This is a genomic window from Streptomyces wedmorensis (assembly GCF_000716445.1).
GTDB classification, from domain to species: Bacteria; Actinomycetota; Actinomycetes; order Streptomycetales; family Streptomycetaceae; genus Streptomyces; species Streptomyces wedmorensis.
The window spans coordinates 218948-234245 of record NZ_JNWK01000007.1 but is presented as its reverse complement, the minus strand read 5'-3'; the positions used below and the strand labels follow the sequence as shown (position 1 = coordinate 234245).

The window sequence follows — 15298 nt, the reverse complement described above, 5'->3', positions numbered from 1 at the left end:
TACAGTGCTGTCGCGAGGGTTTCGAGGTCTGTCGTCACAAACGGACCAACGAGACCCTCGCTTCATGCGCCCGAAGACTTCGGACTTACTCGTCTAGGGGGCGGCAAGACGCCCCCCAGGGCCTGTCCGGCCCTGATCCGCCGGACAGGCCCTAGGGGTGTCCGTTACGACGAGGAGGGGCGCACCGCCCGGCGGTGCGCCCCTCCTCGTCTCCCTGCGGTCAGGCCGCGGCCGGACGGATGCGGTTCGTGCGGGCCAGGAACTCCGTCTCGCGCAGCGCCCGGGTGACGTTGGCGTGCGCGAGCCCGACCAGCTCCTGCGCGGTCCAGCCCCGGCGGAGCAGCTCGGCGAAGAGCGGCACGTAGCCGGTGTCCGGGTCGGTGGTGTGCGAGACGCCCGCGCAGTGCGCGCCCGCCCCGGCCCGCACCCGGTCGAGGACGTCGGCGACGGCGGCCGTGTCGTCGGTCACCGTGACCATGCAGACGGCGCCGTTCGCGCCGAGCAGGCTCAGCACGTCGTCCGGCAGTCCTTCCGGGGCCGCCCGGGTCAGCAGGGCCGGGGCGCGGGTCACCGCGAGGGTGCGGCGGACCGTGTCCTGGTCGGCGCCGGAGAGGTCCACGGCCAGGCCGATGCGGTTCATCTCCCGTACCGCGTCACGGGCGAATCGGTCGAAACTGGTCAGGTTCACGGCCCGTACGCCGAGCGCGTGGTACGCCCGCAGGGTGGCCGCGGAGCCGCCGAGGGCGGTCCAGCCGACCGGCCCGAGCAGGGCGGCGACGCGGCCGCAGTTGCGGGCGTGGGCCATCTCCGAGGTCGTGTACGCCAGCCTCAGGTCCTCCGGACAGGCGGCGACGAGGGCCCGGACGGCGTCGATCCGCCGCAGGGTCCCGATGATGCCCTCGTCGGCCTCCACGAGCAGCGACCAGAGCTGAGCCCCGACCTCGGCGGCGCGGACGGGCGGCAGGTCCTCGGGGTCGAGCGAGCTGGGGAGTCCGGCGTGCCCCTCGGTGACGGGCTGGGCGGCGAGGATGGCCCGTGCCCGGGCCGTCTCGTCGAGCGGCGGCGGTGGCTCCGGGGGGGCGAGCTCGCCGGCGGCGGCAGGGACGGTGGAGAGGGTGGGATGGTCGTCTAGCAGTTCCGCCATGGTCTTACTCCGAACTCGGCGATGCAGTACCGCCCCGCCGAGAGCGGCGGGGCAGTACCGTCCACCGTGCCACCGGCCCCCTCGGGGGGCGCGGCGGAGTACGCCGTCCGGGTGAGGCCTCAGGCCGCGTCGAGCACGTCGATCGTGGCGTTCGACGGGGCGGTACGGCTCTTCAGGTCGCGGGAGACCGCCTCCGCGTCGCGCAGGACGCGGACCGCGTTGGACCAGGTGAGCCGGGCGAGGTCGCGGTGGGACCAGCCGCGGTGGAGCAGCTCCGCGATCAGGTTGGGGTAGCCGGCGACGTCGTCGAGGCCGGCGGGGGTGAAGGCGGTGCCGTCGTAGTCGCCGCCGATGCCGATGTGGTCGATGCCGGCGGCCTCGCGCATGTGGTCGAGGTGGTCGGCGACCGTGGCCGCGGTCACGACGGGGCGGGGGTTCGCCTCCTCGAAGGCGCGGTGGATCCGCATGGCCTCGGGAGTGGTGTCGAGGTGGTCGCGGCCGTGCGCGCGCAGGTTGTCGTCCGCCCGGGCGGTCCATTCGACGGCCGCGGGGAGGATGAACTTGGGCACGAAGGTGGCCATCGCGACGCCGCCGTTGGCGGGCAGCCGCTCCAGGACGTCGTCCGGGATGTTGCGCGGGTGGTCGCAGACGGCACGGGCCGAGGAGTGCGAGAAGATCACCGGCGCCGCCGTGGCGTCGAGCGCGTCCCGCATGGTGCCGGCGGCGACGTGCGAGAGGTCGACGAGCATGCCGGAGCGGTTCATCTCGCGGACGACCTGCCGGCCGAAGGCGGTGAGGCCGCCGACGCCGGGCTCGTCGGTCGCCGAGTCCGCCCAGTCGTTGTTCTCGTTGTGCGTGAGCGTCATGTACCGCACGCCCAGGGTGTGCAGGGCGCGCAGGGTGGCGAGGGAGTTGTTGATCGAGTGGCCGCCCTCGGCGCCCTTGAGGGAGGCGATGCGGCCCTGCGCGCGGGCCGCCTCCATGTCGTCCGCCGTGAGGGCCGGGGCGAGGTCGGCGGCGTACCGCTCCAGGAGGCGGTCGACGACGTCGATCTGCTCCAGGGTGGCGCTGACCGCGTTGTCGCCGGCCAGCCGGCCCGGCACGTACACGGACCAGAACTGGGCGCCGACGCCGCCGGCCCGCAGCCGGGCGAGGTCGGTGTGGAGGGCACCGGTCAGGTCGGCGGCGATGTCGAGCCGGTCGAGGTCGTAGCGCACGTGCTTGCGCAGCGCCCACGGCAGGTCGTTGTGGCCGTCGACGACGGGGGCGGAGGCCAGGAGTTCCCGGGCCTCCGCGAGGCGGTCCGCCGCGGTCACTTGGCGAAGCCGAACGACTCCGCGCCCTCTACCTTGGCCCGCAGGCGCTTGCCCTTCTCGGTCGCCTGGTCGTTCAGCTCCTGCTGGAATTCGCGCATCCGGTCGAGCAGCTCGGGGTCGTGCGCGGCGAGGATCCGGGCGGCGAGCAGGCCCGCGTTCCGGGCGCCGCCGACGGAGACCGTGGCGACCGGCACGCCGGCCGGCATCTGCACGATGGAGAGCAGCGAGTCCATGCCGTCGAGGTACTTCAGCGGCACCGGCACGCCGATGACGGGGAGCGGGGTGACGGAGGCCAGCATGCCGGGCAGGTGGGCGGCGCCGCCCGCGCCCGCGATGATCGCCTTCAGGCCGCGGCCCGCCGCCTCCTCGCCGTACGCGATCATCTCGCGGGGCATCCGGTGGGCGGAGACGACGTCGACCTCGTAGGGGATCTCGAACTCGTCGAGGGCCTGGGCCGCGGCCTCCATGACGGGCCAGTCGGAGTCCGATCCCATGACGATGCCGATGACGGGGGCGGTGGCGGGGCTCATTCGGTGATCGTTCCTCGCAGGTAGTCGGCGGCGTGACGCGCGCGCTCCAGCACGTCGTCCAGGTCGTCGCCGTAGGTGTTGACGTGCCCCACCTTGCGGCCGGGCTTCACGTCCTTGCCATACATGTGGATCTTGAGCTGCGGGTCCCTGGCCATGCAGTGCAGGTACGCGGAGTACATGTCCGGGTAGTCGCCGCCCAGGACATTGCACATCACGGTCCACGGCGCGCGCGGGCGCGGATCGCCGAGGGGCAGGTCGAGAACCGCCCGGACGTGGTTGGCGAACTGCGAGGTGACCGCCCCGTCCTGCGTCCAGTGGCCGGAGTTGTGCGGGCGCATCGCCAGCTCGTTGACGAGGATGCGGCCGTCCGTGGTCTGGAACAGCTCGACGGCGAGGTGGCCGACGACGCCGAGCTCCTTGGCGATCCGCAGCGCCAGCTCCTGCGCCTGGCCGGCGAGCGCGTCGTCGAGGTCCGGCGCGGGCGCGATCACGGTGTCGCAGACGCCGTCGACCTGGCGGGACTCGACGACCGGGTAGGCGACGGCCTGGCCGTGCGGGGAGCGGACGATGTTCGCCGCGAGCTCGCGGACGAAGTCGACCTTCTCCTCGGCGAGGACCGGGACCCCCGCGAGGAAGGGGTCGCGGGCGTCCTCCGGCGTGCGGACGAACCAGACGCCCTTGCCGTCGTAGCCGCCGCGGACGGTCTTGAGGATGATCGGGAAGCCGCCGACCTCGGCGGCGAAGGCCGCCGCGTCCGCGGGGTCCGCCACGATGCGGTGCCGGGGGCTGGGGGCGCCGATCTCGTCGAGCTTCGCGCGCATCACCCCCTTGTCCTGGGCGTGCACCAGCGCGTCGGGGCCCGGGCGGACGGGGATGCCGTCCGCTTCGAGGGCCCGCAGGTGTTCGGTGGGGACGTGCTCGTGGTCGAAGGTGATCACGTCACATCCGCGCGCGAAGTCACGCAGCGTGTCCAGGTCGCGGTAGTCGCCGATGACGACCTCGCTCACCACCTGGGCCGCGGAGTCCTGCGGGGTGTCGCTGAGGAGCTTGAACTTGATGCCGAGGGGGATGCCCGCCTCGTGGGTCATACGCGCGAGCTGACCGCCGCCGACCATGCCTACTACGGGGAACGTCACCCTCTTAGGGTATCTGCACAAGCTTTGATCACTCACGCGGCTGTGTGTTGGCACAGGTGGGACGGGGAAGGCTCACAGTTTCGGCGGGCGGAGGACGATCACCGGACCGGCTGGTTAGCATGGTTTGGTTGACGTCACCCGGACGTCATATGAACTGATGAAACGGGCCATCACCATGAGTGAACCGGGCGCGCTGCGCACGAAGCTGAACCAGCTCGCCCGCGAGGTGGTGAAATTCGGGGCCGTCGGCGGCCTCGGCGTCCTGGTCAACATGGGTGTCTTCAACCTCGTGCGCAACACCACGGAGCTCCCCGTGGTCCGCGCGAGCCTGATCGCCACGGTCGTCGCCATCGCCTTCAACTACATCGGCTTCCGGTACTTCACCTACCGCGACCGCGAGAAGTCCGGGCGCGCCCGTGAGCTCTCCCTCTTCCTGCTGTTCAGCGTCATCGGCATGGTGATCGAGAACGGCGTGCTGTACGCGGCGACGTACGGCTTCGGCTGGGACAGCTCGCTGCAGAGCAACTTCTTCAAGTTCTTCGGCATCGGCGTCGGCACGATCTTCCGTTTCTGGTCCTACCGCACCTGGGTGTTCCGCGCGCTGCCCGCTCCGGAGGAGAAGGAGGCGGTGCAGGCCGCCGAATCGTTCCTGGAGCACGCCCCGCGCCAGGCGACCCGCCGCCAGCCCGACCGGGTCTGATCCCCCCTTCCCGAAAGGGCCGGTCCGTCCGCGGACCGGCCCTTTCGCGTGTTCGGGACCACGTGCGCCGGGTCGCGTGCGCGGGCTCACCCGCGCGGGACCGCGCGCGCCGTCAGCGGACCGGGCGCTCCGACGGTCCGTCCGAAAGGCTTCTGACCTCGCGGCTCAGGAAGAGCGCGAAGACCGGCGGCTGCTGCTGGAGCAGCTCCAGGCGCCCGCCGTCCGCCTCCGCGAGGTCTCGGGCCACCGCCAGGCCGATGCCGGTGGAGCTGCGGCCGCTGACCGCCCGCTCGAAGATCCTGGCGCCGAGGTCGGCCGGGACGCCGGGTCCCTCGTCGGTGACCTCGATGACGGACTGGTTGCCGGTGACCCGGGTGCGCAGGGCGACCGTGCCGCCGCCGTGCATGAGCGAGTTCTCGATCAGGGCGGCGAGGACCTGGGCGACCGCGCCGGGGGTGCCGACGGCCCGCATGCCCTGCTTCCCCGAGTGCACGATGGCCCGTCCCGCGCTGCGGTAGGCCGGCCGCCACTCCTCGATCTGCTGCTTGACGACCTCGTCGAGGTCGAAGGCGACGGCGGAGCCGGTGCGCGGGTCCCGGGCGTTGGTGAGCAGCCGCTCGACGACGTCGGTGAGCCGCTCGACCTGGGTGAGCGCGATCGTCGCCTCCTCCTTGACCGTGTCCAGGTCGTCGGCGAGGGCGACCTCCTCCAGGCGCATGGAGAGGGCGGTGAGGGGCGTGCGGAGCTGGTGGGAGGCGTCGGCGGCGAGCCGGCGCTCGGCGGTGAGCATCCGGGCGATGCGTTCGGCCGAGGCGTCGAGGACGTCCGCGACGCGGTCGAGCTCGGGGACCCCGTACCGCTTGTGCCGGGGCCGCGGGTCCCCGGAGCCGAGGCGTTCGGCGGTCTCGGCGAGGTCGGTGAGCGGCGACGCCAGCTTGTCGGCCTGCCGTACGGCGAGGAGGACGGCGGCGACGACGGCGAGCAGCGCCACGGCGCCGATGATCAGGAGGGTGCGGCCGACCTCGGCGGTGACCGTCGACCGGGACTCCTCGACGACCACCGTCTCGCCGCGCTCACCCTCGGCCAGGCCCCGGATGACGTCGCCCTCGGGGCGGGTCCCGATCTCGATCGTGGACCGTCCGGGGATGCGGATCTGGGCGTACCTCTTGGCGCCGCTCTGCTCGGCGAGGATGTCCGGGTTGACCGGCTCCCCGCCGATCAGCCGGCTGTCCACGATCGAGACGATCCTCAGCGCCTCCGAGTCGACGCTCTCCTGAGCGCTGTTCGAGATCGTCCGGGTCTCCACCAGGACCAGCGAGACGCCGAACACGGCGATGACGACGAGCACCACGGCGAGCGTGGAGTTGATCAGACGGCGGCGCATGGCTTAACGGTGGCTCAGCTCTTCTCGAAGCGGAAGCCGACGCCGCGGACGGTGGCGATGTAGCGCGGGTTGGCGGCGTCGTCGCCGAGCTTCTTGCGGAGCCAGGAGATGTGCATGTCGAGGGTCTTGGTGGAGGACCACCAGGTGGTGTCCCAGACCTCGCGCATCAGCTGGTCGCGGGTGACGACGCGGCCGGCGTCGCGGACGAGGACGCGCAGGAGGTCGAACTCCTTGGCCGTGAGCTGGAGCTCCTCCTCGCCCATCCAGGCGCGGTGGGACTCGACGTCGATGCGTACGCCGTGGGTCGCGGGCGCGACGGCGGGCTCGGAGGAGCCGCGCCGGAGCAGGGCCCGGACCCGGGCGAGGAGTTCGGCGAGCCGGAAGGGCTTGGTGACGTAGTCGTCGGCGCCCGCGTCGAGCCCGACCACGGTGTCGACCTCGTCCGCCCGCGCGGTGAGGACCAGGATCGGGACCGTGTGGCCTTCGGCACGCAGCCGCCTCGCGACCTCCAGGCCGTCCATGCCGGGCAGGCCCAGGTCCAGCACGACCAGGTCGATCCCGCCCTGGAGTCCGGCGTCGAGGGCGGTGGGGCCGTCCTCGCGGACCTCGACCTCGTACCCCTCTCTCCGCAGGGCGCGGGCCAGCGGTTCCGAGATGGATGCGTCGTCCTCGGCGAGCAGTACACGGGTCATGGGGTGATGGTAGTCCGCACGGGTGCCGGGCCGGGGCGGGATCCGCTCGGCCGGGGCGACCCCTGGGGATCTTGTGGGTATCTTGCACATGACCTTCGAATGGCCTTGTGCGGTTGCGCCCCGACCTGTGATCCATCTCTCAAGTCCTTCCATATCCGGCACTGTCGTGTCGTATGGTGGCGAGACGTCAGTAGCGGTATTCGGGGACCTTTGGCCAGCTTCGCGCGCCGAGGTCCTCTTTCTGCGTAGAGGTGGGCACTGCCACCCTCGATGACGGCGAATGACCTGTGGGCCGGGTTCCGGGAAGCGAAGACGCACCTCCCGGAGCGTGGATCCCGGCTGAGTCCTGACCGACTCCGCCGGTGCCGGCCTCCCCCACCGGGCGCATCACGCTCACAAGGCGTGCGTCCCGACAGAGCAAGGATCGACATGGCGTCCAGCCTGACGAAGGACTCGGCCGAACCCCTCGGCTACGAGAAGACCTTCCTCGGCCACCCCCGTGGTCTGGCCACCCTCTTCATGACCGAGATGTGGGAGCGCTTCTCCTACTACGGCATGAGGGCCCTTCTCGTTCTGTACCTGGTCTCCGGCGGCGTGGACGCCGCTACGGGCAGCCAGGGCGGCGGCCTCGCGATGACCGCGGCGACGGCGACGGCGATCTACTCCGTCTACGTCTCGATGGTCTACCTCATGGCCATGCCCGGCGGCTGGTTCGGCGACCGTGTCTGGGGCGCCCGCAAGACCGTCGCGATCGCGGCCTCCGTGATCATGCTCGGCCACGTCTCGCTGGCCATCCCCGGCCAGGCGATGTTCTTCGTCGGCCTCGCGCTCGTCGCGGTCGGCTCCGGTCTGCTGAAGGCCAACATCTCGACGATGGTCGGCCACCTCTACAAGGGCGCGGACGACCCGCGTCGTGACGGTGGCTTCACGCTCTTCTACATCGGCATCAACCTGGGCGCGTTCTTCGCTCCGCTGGTCATCGGCACCGTCGGCGAGAAGGTCAACTGGCACCTGGGCTTCGCCCTCGCCGCCGTCGGCATGGGCCTCGGCCTGGCCGTCTTCCTGGCCTTCGGCAAGACGCTGAACCCGAAGAGCAGCGAGGTCCCGAACCCGCTGTCCGCCGCCGAGCGCAAGGCCGTCATCACCAAGGTCGCCGTCGTGGCCGTCGTGATCGCCGTCTTCTACGGCGCCGTCGTCGCCCTGGGCATGTACACCCTGAACTGGGCGATGGTCCCGATCACCCTCGCGGGTCTGATCATCCCGGTCGCCGTCCTGGCCCGCATCAAGCGCGACAAGGACCTGACCACGGGCGAGAAGTCCCGCGTGACCGGCTACATCTGGTTCTTCGTCGCCGCCGCGATCTTCTGGATGATCTACGACCAGGGTGGCTCGACGCTCTCCCTGTTCGCCGACGACAAGACCGCGGACACCATCTTCGGCCTCGGCTTCCCCGCCACCTGGTACCAGTCGCTGAACCCGCTGTTCGTCATGGCGCTGGCCCCGGTCTTCGCCTGGCTGTGGCTGTGGCTGGCCCGCAAGAACCAGGAGCCGAACACCATCGTGAAGTTCGCGATGGGCCTCGTCCTGGTCGGCGCGTCCTTCTTCGTCTTCATCGTCCCGATGAACATGGCGGGCGACGGCACCAAGGTCTCCCCGATGTGGCTCGTCTCGATCTACATGATCCAGACCATCGGTGAGCTGTGCCTCTCCCCCGTCGGCCTCTCCGTCACCACGAAGATGGCGCCGCAGAAGTACGCCTCCCAGATGATGGGTGTCTGGTTCCTCGCCGTCACCGCCGGTGACTGCACCACGGGTCTGCTCTCCATCGCGGGCGTCGACCTCAACGGGACGGGGATCATCGCCTTGCAGGCGGCACTCGCCGTCGCGGCCGGATTCGCGATCTTCATGTACCGCAAGAAGGTCCAGGGGCTCATGGGCAGCGTCCACTGACCCCTCCCCTCGTACGGCCGAAGGCCGCCGCACCGGTTCGGTGCGGCGGCCTTCGCCGTGTGCGGTGCGGCCTGCGCCGCCGCCTCACCTCCTGAGCCGCGCCCAGGGGGTGAAGGTGAACACCGCGCCGCCGAGCAGGATGACCGTGCCCGCGACCAGGGCGAGGGCGCGCAGCGCGCCGTCGTGCTCGGCGCCCGTCTCGGCGAGGTTCCCGCCGGAGGAGCCGCCGGTGCCCGCGCCGCCGGTGTCGGTCCCGGCTCCGCCGTCCGAGCCGCCGGAGGCGCCGCCCGCCTGCTTGCTGGTGTCCAGTTCGAGGGAGGCCGCCACGGCGCCCTTGACCTGGCAGGGGATCTCCAGCACGGCCGCGCCGAGGGTGACCTTGATGGTGAGCGTGCCGGGGCTGAGCGTCGACTTCCCGGTGGCGCCGGGCCGGTACGTGCCCTTCATGTCCTCCAGGCTCACCGGGGCGTCCTTGGCGAGGTCGGTGGGGTTGGGCGCGCCGGTGACCTTCACCGTGCCGCTGTCGGCTCCGCCGATCCTGACGGACATGGAGGGCGTGAGGGCGCCCTTGGGGAGGGCGGCCGGGCTCTTCATGACGCCCTTGGCCGTCTTGACGGTGAGGTCGTAGACCTCGCCGTTCTTCCTGGCGTTGATCGTCACCTTGGAGTCGATGGCCGGCGGCCCGGGGGACTGGCAGGCGAAGGCGACCTTCACCTCCTTGCCGGGGAAGTCGGTCTGTCCGCCGCCCCCGCCGGAGCCTCCGCCGGAGGAGGACGTCGAGCCGCCCGTACCGCCGCCGGCGGTCACTGCGGAGCCGCCGGTGTTGTTGGATTCCCCTCCGGTGGTGCTCGTGCCGCCGGAGGTCGCGGTGCCGCCGGCGTCGCTCGTGCCGCCGGTCGTGGTCGTGCCGCCGGTCGTGCTCGTGCCGCCGGTGGTGGTCGTACCGCCCGACGTCGTCGTACCGCCCGACGTGGTGGTCGTACCGCCCGCTGTCGTGGTCGTACCGCCCGACGTGGTGCCGCCGGACGTCGTGGTGCCGCCGGACGTCGTGCCGCTTCCGTCCGTGACCTTGATCGTCGCGCCGACCGGCACCGCTTCCTTCGGCGAGCACTTGGTGTCCGTCGAGAGGGGCTTGGAGACGTTGATCGTGTATTTGCCGGGGGTGAGGGTGATGTCGCCGGCCTTGTCGAGCTTCAGCTTGCCCTTCATGTCGGGCAGCACCATCGGGCTGTTCTTGGGAATCGGCGGGTTCTGCCGCGGTCCCTCCACGGCGACGGTGCCGGTCGCCGCGCCGCCGACGGTGAGGACGCCGGTCGGTTTGACCGTGTCCTGGCCGAGGTCGAGCACGTCGGGGTTCTTCGACGCGGCCTGGACCGTCTTCCAGACGATCTCGACCTCGTCGCCGACCTTGGCCTCCGCCGGTGCGGTGATGAGCACCTTCGTGGTGCCCTGCACGGGCGGGAGTCCGGAGATGGAGGGCGGGATGCACTCCGTCTTGTACGAGATCTCGGCGGCCTGGGCGGGGCCGGCGGCATACAGAATCCCCGCGCCGCCGAGCATCAGCGCGACCCCGGCCGCGCTCATCCTCCGTTGCGTACTCACACCTGTCCCTTCGTCGTCGGGCTGCTGCTCTCTGGCGCTGACGGTGCGGAGTCAGGGCTGAACCACGGCAGGACCGTGGTCGGTTCGTCGTCTCCCGGGGTGCCCGGTGCGGGGGCGGCGGGGACGGGGGTACGGGGCCGGATCCTCGGTCGGGGCCGGGTCCGGCGGGGGCGGGCGGGCGTCCCGGCGGGGCGGGCCGCCGGGCGGACCCTGTCCACCACGGCCATCCCGATCCGGAACAGCGCCGCCGGTACGACGACGGCGAGCAGCGCCCAGAAGAGCGTCACGCCCCAGGGCCGGCCGACCCCCCAGGGCTGCTCGACCAGGACCTTGCCCGCGTACCGCACGGAGACCTGGTAGTCGCCGTGGGCGCCGGCCGTCAGTTCGGCCGGGAGGCGTACGACGGCCTTCCGGCCGGGCGCGATCGTGCCGCGCCACTGGCGTTCCTCGTACTGCGGGGCGAACACGCCGTGGCTCGTGCCGACTTCGAAGACGGGGTCGCGGACGGGGGCGGAGCCGAGGTTGCCGACGGTGAAGACGACCTCCCGGTGCGGGGGCGCGCCGAACCAGACGAGGAGGCCGCTGGAGCCGTCGAGGCGGGCGGCGGCGAGGACGGCGAGCCGGCCGTCGCCCGAGGCCTCGGGGAGCGGCGCGGTCGGGTGTCCGGCGACGGTGAACTCCCGGTCGACGGCGTCCTGTTGTCCGGTGACGCCGGCGACGTGCACCACGCAGGGGCAGGGCTTGGGCGGTTCGGCGACCGGGAGTTTCGCGCTGAACGCGCCCCGGGCGTCGACGGTGGCGGCCCGGCCGTCGGTGTTGGCGCAGGAGTTGGTGCCGCCGATGACGCCCTTGCCGGGGGCGGCCTGGCCGCAGATCAGGAGCATGAGCAGCGCGCCGGGTTTCCAGCCGCTGCCGCTGACGGTGATCTCGCCGCCCTTGCCGCCCTCCGGCTGCGAGAGCTCGACGGCCGGCCCGGGGGCGGCGCCCGCGGGGGCCGCGGGCAGCAGTGCCAGGGCGAGGACCGCCAGCAGGGCGGCGGCCGTTCGGATCGTCCTCATGGTGTCGCTCCCTGCGGGGCTCGCTCGGTACGGGACCGCCGTCGCCGCCGTACGGTCCACGCGCCGCCGCCCGCGCCGAGGAGCACGCCGGCCACGGCGGCGAGCGCGGGGCCCGAGGCGAAGGCCGCTTCGGCGCGTGCCGTGGCGGGGGCCGCGCCCGGGGCGGTGGCGGTCAGCCGGACGGTGACGGAGTCGAGGGCGGGCGGGTCGGGCCAGGGTTCGGTGCGGGCGGCCCGCTCGCCGGGCCTGAGGGTGAGCCGCAGGGGGCGGTCCGGCCGGTCGAGGACCGTGCCGAGGAGGCCTTCGGCGCGGACCGCGAGGGTCGGGGCGAGGACCGTGGTGCCCCGGTTGACCAGGGTGTAGTGGAGGGTTCCGGCGTCGACGCGGACGTCCTCGACGGTGAGCGCGGCGAGCCTGGGGCCGTTCACCCGCAGTCGCAGGTCCACCCGCACCTCCCGTCCGGCGGCCGTGGCGCGCACGGTCCCGCGGTGTTCGCCGGGCGGGGTGTCGGCGGTGACGGTCACGGCGAACGGCACGTCCGCCCTGGTCCTGGCCGGCACGGTCACGGTCCGCGCGGCGAAGGCGACCGGCGCGCCCTGCCCGGCGAGGCGGACGGTGAGCGGCCGTGCGCCCGGGTTGGTCACCGACAGGGTGTCCTGGAGGACGCTGCCCGCGGGGCCTTCCAGATAGGCGTACGGCCGTCCGGCGGCGGGCGCCGCCGTCCAGCCCTGGGCCGCGGGGGGCGCCGCCGTCCAGCCCTGGGCCACGGGGGGCGCCGCCGCGACCACGCCGACGAGGGCGGTCGCGGCGGCGACGAGCCCGGAGCGCGCCGCCGCCCGCATCAGCGTGCCGTGCGCCGCGTGAGCCAGAGGACTCCGGCGGCGCCGGTCAGCAGGACGGTGCCGCCGAGGGTGCCGAGGGCCATGGCGGAGTCGAGCGGGCCGGTCCTGGGCAGCTCGTCCCCGGAGCCATCGTCGGCGGGCGGCGGGGTGTCGGTGCCGCCGGAGACTCCGGTGACCTGGAGTTCGAGCGACGGCTTGGGGTTGTTCTTGGGGGTGCAGGTGGCCGCGTCCATGCCGAGCGCGTGCACGATCAGCGTGCCGGCGGTGAAGGTGACCTTGCCGTTCTTCTTCGGTGTGAAGGTGCCGGTGAGGGTGCCGATGCCGATGGGGGTGTCGGGCGGGATGGCGGCGGTGTTCGGGGTGCCCTTGACCTTGACCGTGCCGGTCGCGTCGCCGCCGAGGACGAGTTCGGCGCGGGGGGTCATGACTCCCTTGGGGAGTTCGATCGGGCTGTCGGAGACGCCCTTCTCGAACGACATGGTGATCGTGTAGCCGTTGCCGCTCTTGACGGCCTTGATGTCGACGGGCGAGACGGCGCTCTTCGGCCCGATCTTCGTCTCACACGCGTAGTCGACGTCGACGACGGCCGCCTGGGCGGCGGGGGCGTAGGCCAGTACGGCCGCGCCCGTCATCGCGGCCGCCGCGGTGAGCGCGGCGGTCGTTCTCCTCCGGTTCGGCACCTTGGACACCCCGAGCACCCCTCACCGCAACATAGCTGACGGTCTTTCAGATTGGGCGTCAAGGTACGCCTGAGGCCGTACGGAGGGAAGAAGCGCGAAGGAAGAGAGAAGGTGAAAGTCCCGGGGGGGCTCCCACCCGGCCCGCGGGGCGGGCCCTATGCGGGTGCGGCGAGTTCGGCCCAGACGGTCTTGCCGGGGGAGCCGGGGGTCCGGTCGATGCCCCAGTCGAGGCAGAGCCGCTGCACGATGAACATGCCGTGGCCGCCGGGCCGGCCGGAGCGGTGCGGGGTGCGCGGCGCGGGCTGTCCGGCGCCCCGGTCGGTGACCTCGAGGCGCAGGGCGGTGGCCAGGCGCAGGACGCGGAGCCGCTCGGGCCCTTCGGCGTGCAGGCAGGCGTTGGTGACGAGTTCGGAGACGACCAGCAGGACGTCCTCGGCCGCGGCCCTGCGGTCGGCGGTGGCCGCGGGCAGCCAGCCCCACTCCTGGAGGGCCGTCCGCGTGAAGTCCCGGGCGAGCGGCACGGTGCCGCTGGTCTCGCCGAGGGCGAGCGTACGGACGTCGGAATCGTGGTCCATCAGCGCTTCACCTCACCGATTGACGAGACAGAGGGACGAGACAGAGGGGCGGGACGTGCGGGTGGCGCCGGAGGTGCCGGGGTGACGCGGGCCTCAGCCGGGGAGCGCCGTGGCGAGCGTCTCGTGGACGGTGAAGACGGCTTCCGCGCCCGTGATGTGGAACACCCTGGCCACCGGGGGCCGCATCGCCACCAGATGGACCCCGCCACCGGCCGCTTCGGCCCGCAGCCGGGCGCCGAGCAGCACGTTGAGCCCGGTCGAGTCGCAGAACTCCAGACCCGAGCAGTCGACGACGAGCCGGGAGCGGCCCGCGTCGAGCGCGTCGTCGAGCGGAGCACGCAGCAGTTCGGCGGTGTGGTGGTCGAGTTCACCCACAGGGGTGAAGAGTTCGCTCGCGGCGTCCACGGTCCGGGCCTCGACCCGCAGCCGTGCGGGCTGCGCGCTGCCGATGTGCTGGCGGTCCATGCCCGTGCCTCTTCTCGCTCTCGCGGATGCCGACTGACGTGCGTCGAACCCTACAAGCGGGGTGGCCTTCCTTGCACACATGGGCTCACACATATCGGTACGAAACGGATTATTGGCACTTGCAACGATCACCTTCGAGCAGGTAGGGCTAGAAGAGAACACCCGACACGACCGGCTTCGGAGGCGCCGCAAACCGCAGCAGACACCCCGACGAAGGAGACCCATGTCACCCCGGCTCGACGCCCCGCGTACCCCCGACGCGCCGTCGGCAGCGCTCACCCGCCCCCTGCCCCTCGACGTACCCGCCGACGTCCCCCTCGACCGGATCGGCCCGGTCGACTCGCGCGCCCTGTCGAAGCAGCTCTTCGCCCGGCTCGCGGAGCTCGAGGAGGGCACCCACGACCACGCGTACGTCCGCAACACGCTCGTCGAACTCAACCTGGCCCTCGTCAGGTTCGCCGCCGCCCGCTACGGCACCCGCAGCGAACCGATGGAGGACATCGTCCAGGTCGGCACCATCGGCCTCATCAAGGCGATCGACCGCTTCGAACTGGCCCGCGGCGTCGAGTTCCCCACCTTCGCGATGCCGACCATCATCGGCGAGATCAAGCGCTTCTTCCGCGACACCTCGTGGTCCGTCCACGTACCCCGCCGGCTCCAGGAGCTCCGGCTCGACCTCGCCAGGGTCGGCGACGAGCTCGCCCAACGCCTCGACCGCGCCCCGACGCCGGCCGAACTCGCCGAGGCGCTCGGCATCTCCCCCGAGGAGGTCGTCGAGGGCATGACGGCGAGCAACGCGTACACCGCGACCTCGCTCGACGCCCAGCCCGACGAGGAGGACGGCGGAGGCGGCGAGGCCGCGCTCGCCGACCGGCTCGGCTACGAGGACCACGGCCTGACCGGGATCGAGTACATCGCCTCCCTCAAGCCGATGATCGCCTCGCTTCCCGAACGCGAACGGCAGATCCTCTCCCTCCGCTTCGTCTCCGGACTGACCCAGTCGGAGATCGGCGACGAGCTCGGCATCTCCCAGATGCACGTGTCCCGGCTGCTCTCCCGCACCCTCGCCCGGCTGCGCCGGGGCCTCACTCTGGAGGAATGACCCCCACCGGCTCCCCCGAGCCGCCAAAATGGCCCCGGAAAGGGCCCGTTCACGGTCTGCCGACCACGGACGGGCCCTTCCGCACGACCGGTCGCACCGCGGCGGACCCCGCCGGCCACGGC

General features: G+C 72.2%; 15 protein-coding genes. 3 read left to right on the top strand and 12 right to left on the bottom strand.

All coding sequences use genetic code 11. From position 1 onward, the window contains the following. Positions 1-220: 220 nt before the first annotated feature. The 4 genes from OO54_RS08775 to OO54_RS08760 all read right to left on the bottom strand — a co-directional run bounded on the left by OO54_RS08775 (position 221) and on the right by OO54_RS08760 (position 4126). Positions 221-1144, bottom strand: coding sequence for a membrane dipeptidase (locus tag OO54_RS08775; RefSeq protein ID WP_033202241.1), 924 nt, complete (start codon positions 1142-1144; stop codon positions 221-223). A 119-nt stretch (positions 1145-1263) separates the two neighbouring features. Further along, positions 1264-2460, bottom strand: coding sequence for a dipeptidase (locus OO54_RS08770; protein ID WP_033202240.1), 1197 nt, complete (start codon positions 2458-2460; stop codon positions 1264-1266). Further along, positions 2457-2990 carry a 5-(carboxyamino)imidazole ribonucleotide mutase gene (gene purE, locus OO54_RS08765; RefSeq protein ID WP_033202239.1) on the bottom strand — a complete coding sequence of 178 codons (534 nt, stop codon included), beginning with the start codon at positions 2988-2990 and terminating at the stop codon, positions 2457-2459. Before purE ends, OO54_RS08770 begins: the two co-directional genes overlap by 4 nt. Continuing rightward, positions 2987-4126 (bottom strand): 5-(carboxyamino)imidazole ribonucleotide synthase, encoded by a 1140-nt coding sequence (locus OO54_RS08760; protein ID WP_078905104.1) that lies wholly within the window; start codon positions 4124-4126, stop codon positions 2987-2989. The genes purE and OO54_RS08760 overlap by 4 nt, the downstream gene beginning before the upstream one ends. A 175-nt stretch (positions 4127-4301) precedes the next feature. Here OO54_RS08760 and OO54_RS08755 point away from each other — a divergent pair, with 175 nt between their 5' ends. Then, a complete protein-coding gene (locus OO54_RS08755) occupies positions 4302-4826 on the top strand; it encodes a GtrA family protein (RefSeq protein ID WP_026058576.1) in 525 nt (174 codons plus the stop codon). A 112-nt stretch (positions 4827-4938) separates the two neighbouring features. On the opposite strand, the gene OO54_RS08750 is transcribed toward OO54_RS08755, so the two are convergent. Further along, positions 4939-6210: an ATP-binding protein gene (locus tag OO54_RS08750; protein ID WP_033202237.1), complete on the bottom strand. Its 1272-nt coding sequence runs from the start codon at positions 6208-6210 to the stop codon at positions 4939-4941. 14 nt (positions 6211-6224) lie between these two features. Then, positions 6225-6902: a response regulator transcription factor gene (locus OO54_RS08745; protein ID WP_026058575.1), complete on the bottom strand. Its 678-nt coding sequence runs from the start codon at positions 6900-6902 to the stop codon at positions 6225-6227. A 429-nt stretch (positions 6903-7331) separates the two neighbouring features. Between OO54_RS08745 and OO54_RS08740 the strand changes: the two genes are divergently transcribed. Beyond that, entirely contained in the window at positions 7332-8852 is a 1521-nt protein-coding gene (locus OO54_RS08740) for a peptide MFS transporter (RefSeq protein ID WP_033202236.1), read from the top strand. A gap of 84 nt (positions 8853-8936) precedes the next feature. On the opposite strand, the gene OO54_RS08735 is transcribed toward OO54_RS08740, so the two are convergent. The 6 genes from OO54_RS08735 to OO54_RS08710 form a co-directional block, all read right to left on the bottom strand. Further along, positions 8937-10436: a hypothetical protein gene (locus OO54_RS08735; protein ID WP_033202235.1), complete on the bottom strand. Its 1500-nt coding sequence runs from the start codon at positions 10434-10436 to the stop codon at positions 8937-8939. Positions 10437-10450: 14 nt separating this feature from the next. After that, a complete protein-coding gene (locus OO54_RS08730; RefSeq protein WP_033202234.1) occupies positions 10451-11512 on the bottom strand; it encodes a hypothetical protein in 1062 nt (353 codons plus the stop codon). Continuing rightward, positions 11509-12354 (bottom strand): COG1361 family protein, encoded by an 846-nt coding sequence (locus tag OO54_RS08725; RefSeq protein ID WP_033202233.1) that lies wholly within the window; start codon positions 12352-12354, stop codon positions 11509-11511. Before OO54_RS08725 ends, OO54_RS08730 begins: the two co-directional genes overlap by 4 nt. Further along, complete coding sequence (locus OO54_RS08720) at positions 12354-13034, bottom strand: hypothetical protein (RefSeq protein WP_033202289.1); 681 nt, start codon at positions 13032-13034, stop codon at positions 12354-12356. Before OO54_RS08720 ends, OO54_RS08725 begins: the two co-directional genes overlap by 1 nt. A gap of 155 nt (positions 13035-13189) precedes the next feature. Continuing rightward, positions 13190-13609, bottom strand: coding sequence for an ATP-binding protein (locus tag OO54_RS08715; protein ID WP_033202232.1), 420 nt, complete (start codon positions 13607-13609; stop codon positions 13190-13192). A gap of 93 nt (positions 13610-13702) precedes the next feature. Continuing rightward, positions 13703-14074, bottom strand: coding sequence for an STAS domain-containing protein (locus tag OO54_RS08710; RefSeq protein ID WP_033202231.1), 372 nt, complete (start codon positions 14072-14074; stop codon positions 13703-13705). Positions 14075-14297: 223 nt separating this feature from the next. Between OO54_RS08710 and OO54_RS08705 the strand changes: the two genes are divergently transcribed. Then, positions 14298-15176 (top strand): RNA polymerase sigma factor SigF, encoded by an 879-nt coding sequence (locus OO54_RS08705; protein WP_033202230.1) that lies wholly within the window; start codon positions 14298-14300, stop codon positions 15174-15176. Positions 15177-15298 lie beyond the last annotated feature (122 nt).

What these genes read in the sequence shown, in the direction of transcription:
- OO54_RS08745 (WP_026058575.1), bottom strand. Translation starts at nt 6,902, where the DNA reads ATGACCCGTGTACTGCTCGCCGAGGACGACGCATCCATCTCGGAACCG.
- OO54_RS08735 (WP_033202235.1), bottom strand. Translation starts at nt 10,436, where the DNA reads ATGAGCGCGGCCGGGGTCGCGCTGATGCTCGGCGGCGCGGGGATTCTG.
- OO54_RS08775 (WP_033202241.1), bottom strand. Translation starts at nt 1,144, where the DNA reads ATGGCGGAACTGCTAGACGACCATCCCACCCTCTCCACCGTCCCTGCC.
- purE (WP_033202239.1), bottom strand. Translation starts at nt 2,990, where the DNA reads ATGAGCCCCGCCACCGCCCCCGTCATCGGCATCGTCATGGGATCGGAC.
- OO54_RS08725 (WP_033202233.1), bottom strand. Translation starts at nt 12,354, where the DNA reads ATGCGGGCGGCGGCGCGCTCCGGGCTCGTCGCCGCCGCGACCGCCCTC.
- OO54_RS08710 (WP_033202231.1), bottom strand. Translation starts at nt 14,074, where the DNA reads ATGGACCGCCAGCACATCGGCAGCGCGCAGCCCGCACGGCTGCGGGTC.
- OO54_RS08730 (WP_033202234.1), bottom strand. Translation starts at nt 11,512, where the DNA reads ATGAGGACGATCCGAACGGCCGCCGCCCTGCTGGCGGTCCTCGCCCTG.
- OO54_RS08750 (WP_033202237.1), bottom strand. Translation starts at nt 6,210, where the DNA reads ATGCGCCGCCGTCTGATCAACTCCACGCTCGCCGTGGTGCTCGTCGTC.
- OO54_RS08715 (WP_033202232.1), bottom strand. Translation starts at nt 13,609, where the DNA reads ATGGACCACGATTCCGACGTCCGTACGCTCGCCCTCGGCGAGACCAGC.
- OO54_RS08755 (WP_026058576.1), top strand. Translation starts at nt 4,302, where the DNA reads ATGAGTGAACCGGGCGCGCTGCGCACGAAGCTGAACCAGCTCGCCCGC.
- OO54_RS08740 (WP_033202236.1), top strand. Translation starts at nt 7,332, where the DNA reads ATGGCGTCCAGCCTGACGAAGGACTCGGCCGAACCCCTCGGCTACGAG.
- OO54_RS08705 (WP_033202230.1), top strand. Translation starts at nt 14,298, where the DNA reads ATGTCACCCCGGCTCGACGCCCCGCGTACCCCCGACGCGCCGTCGGCA.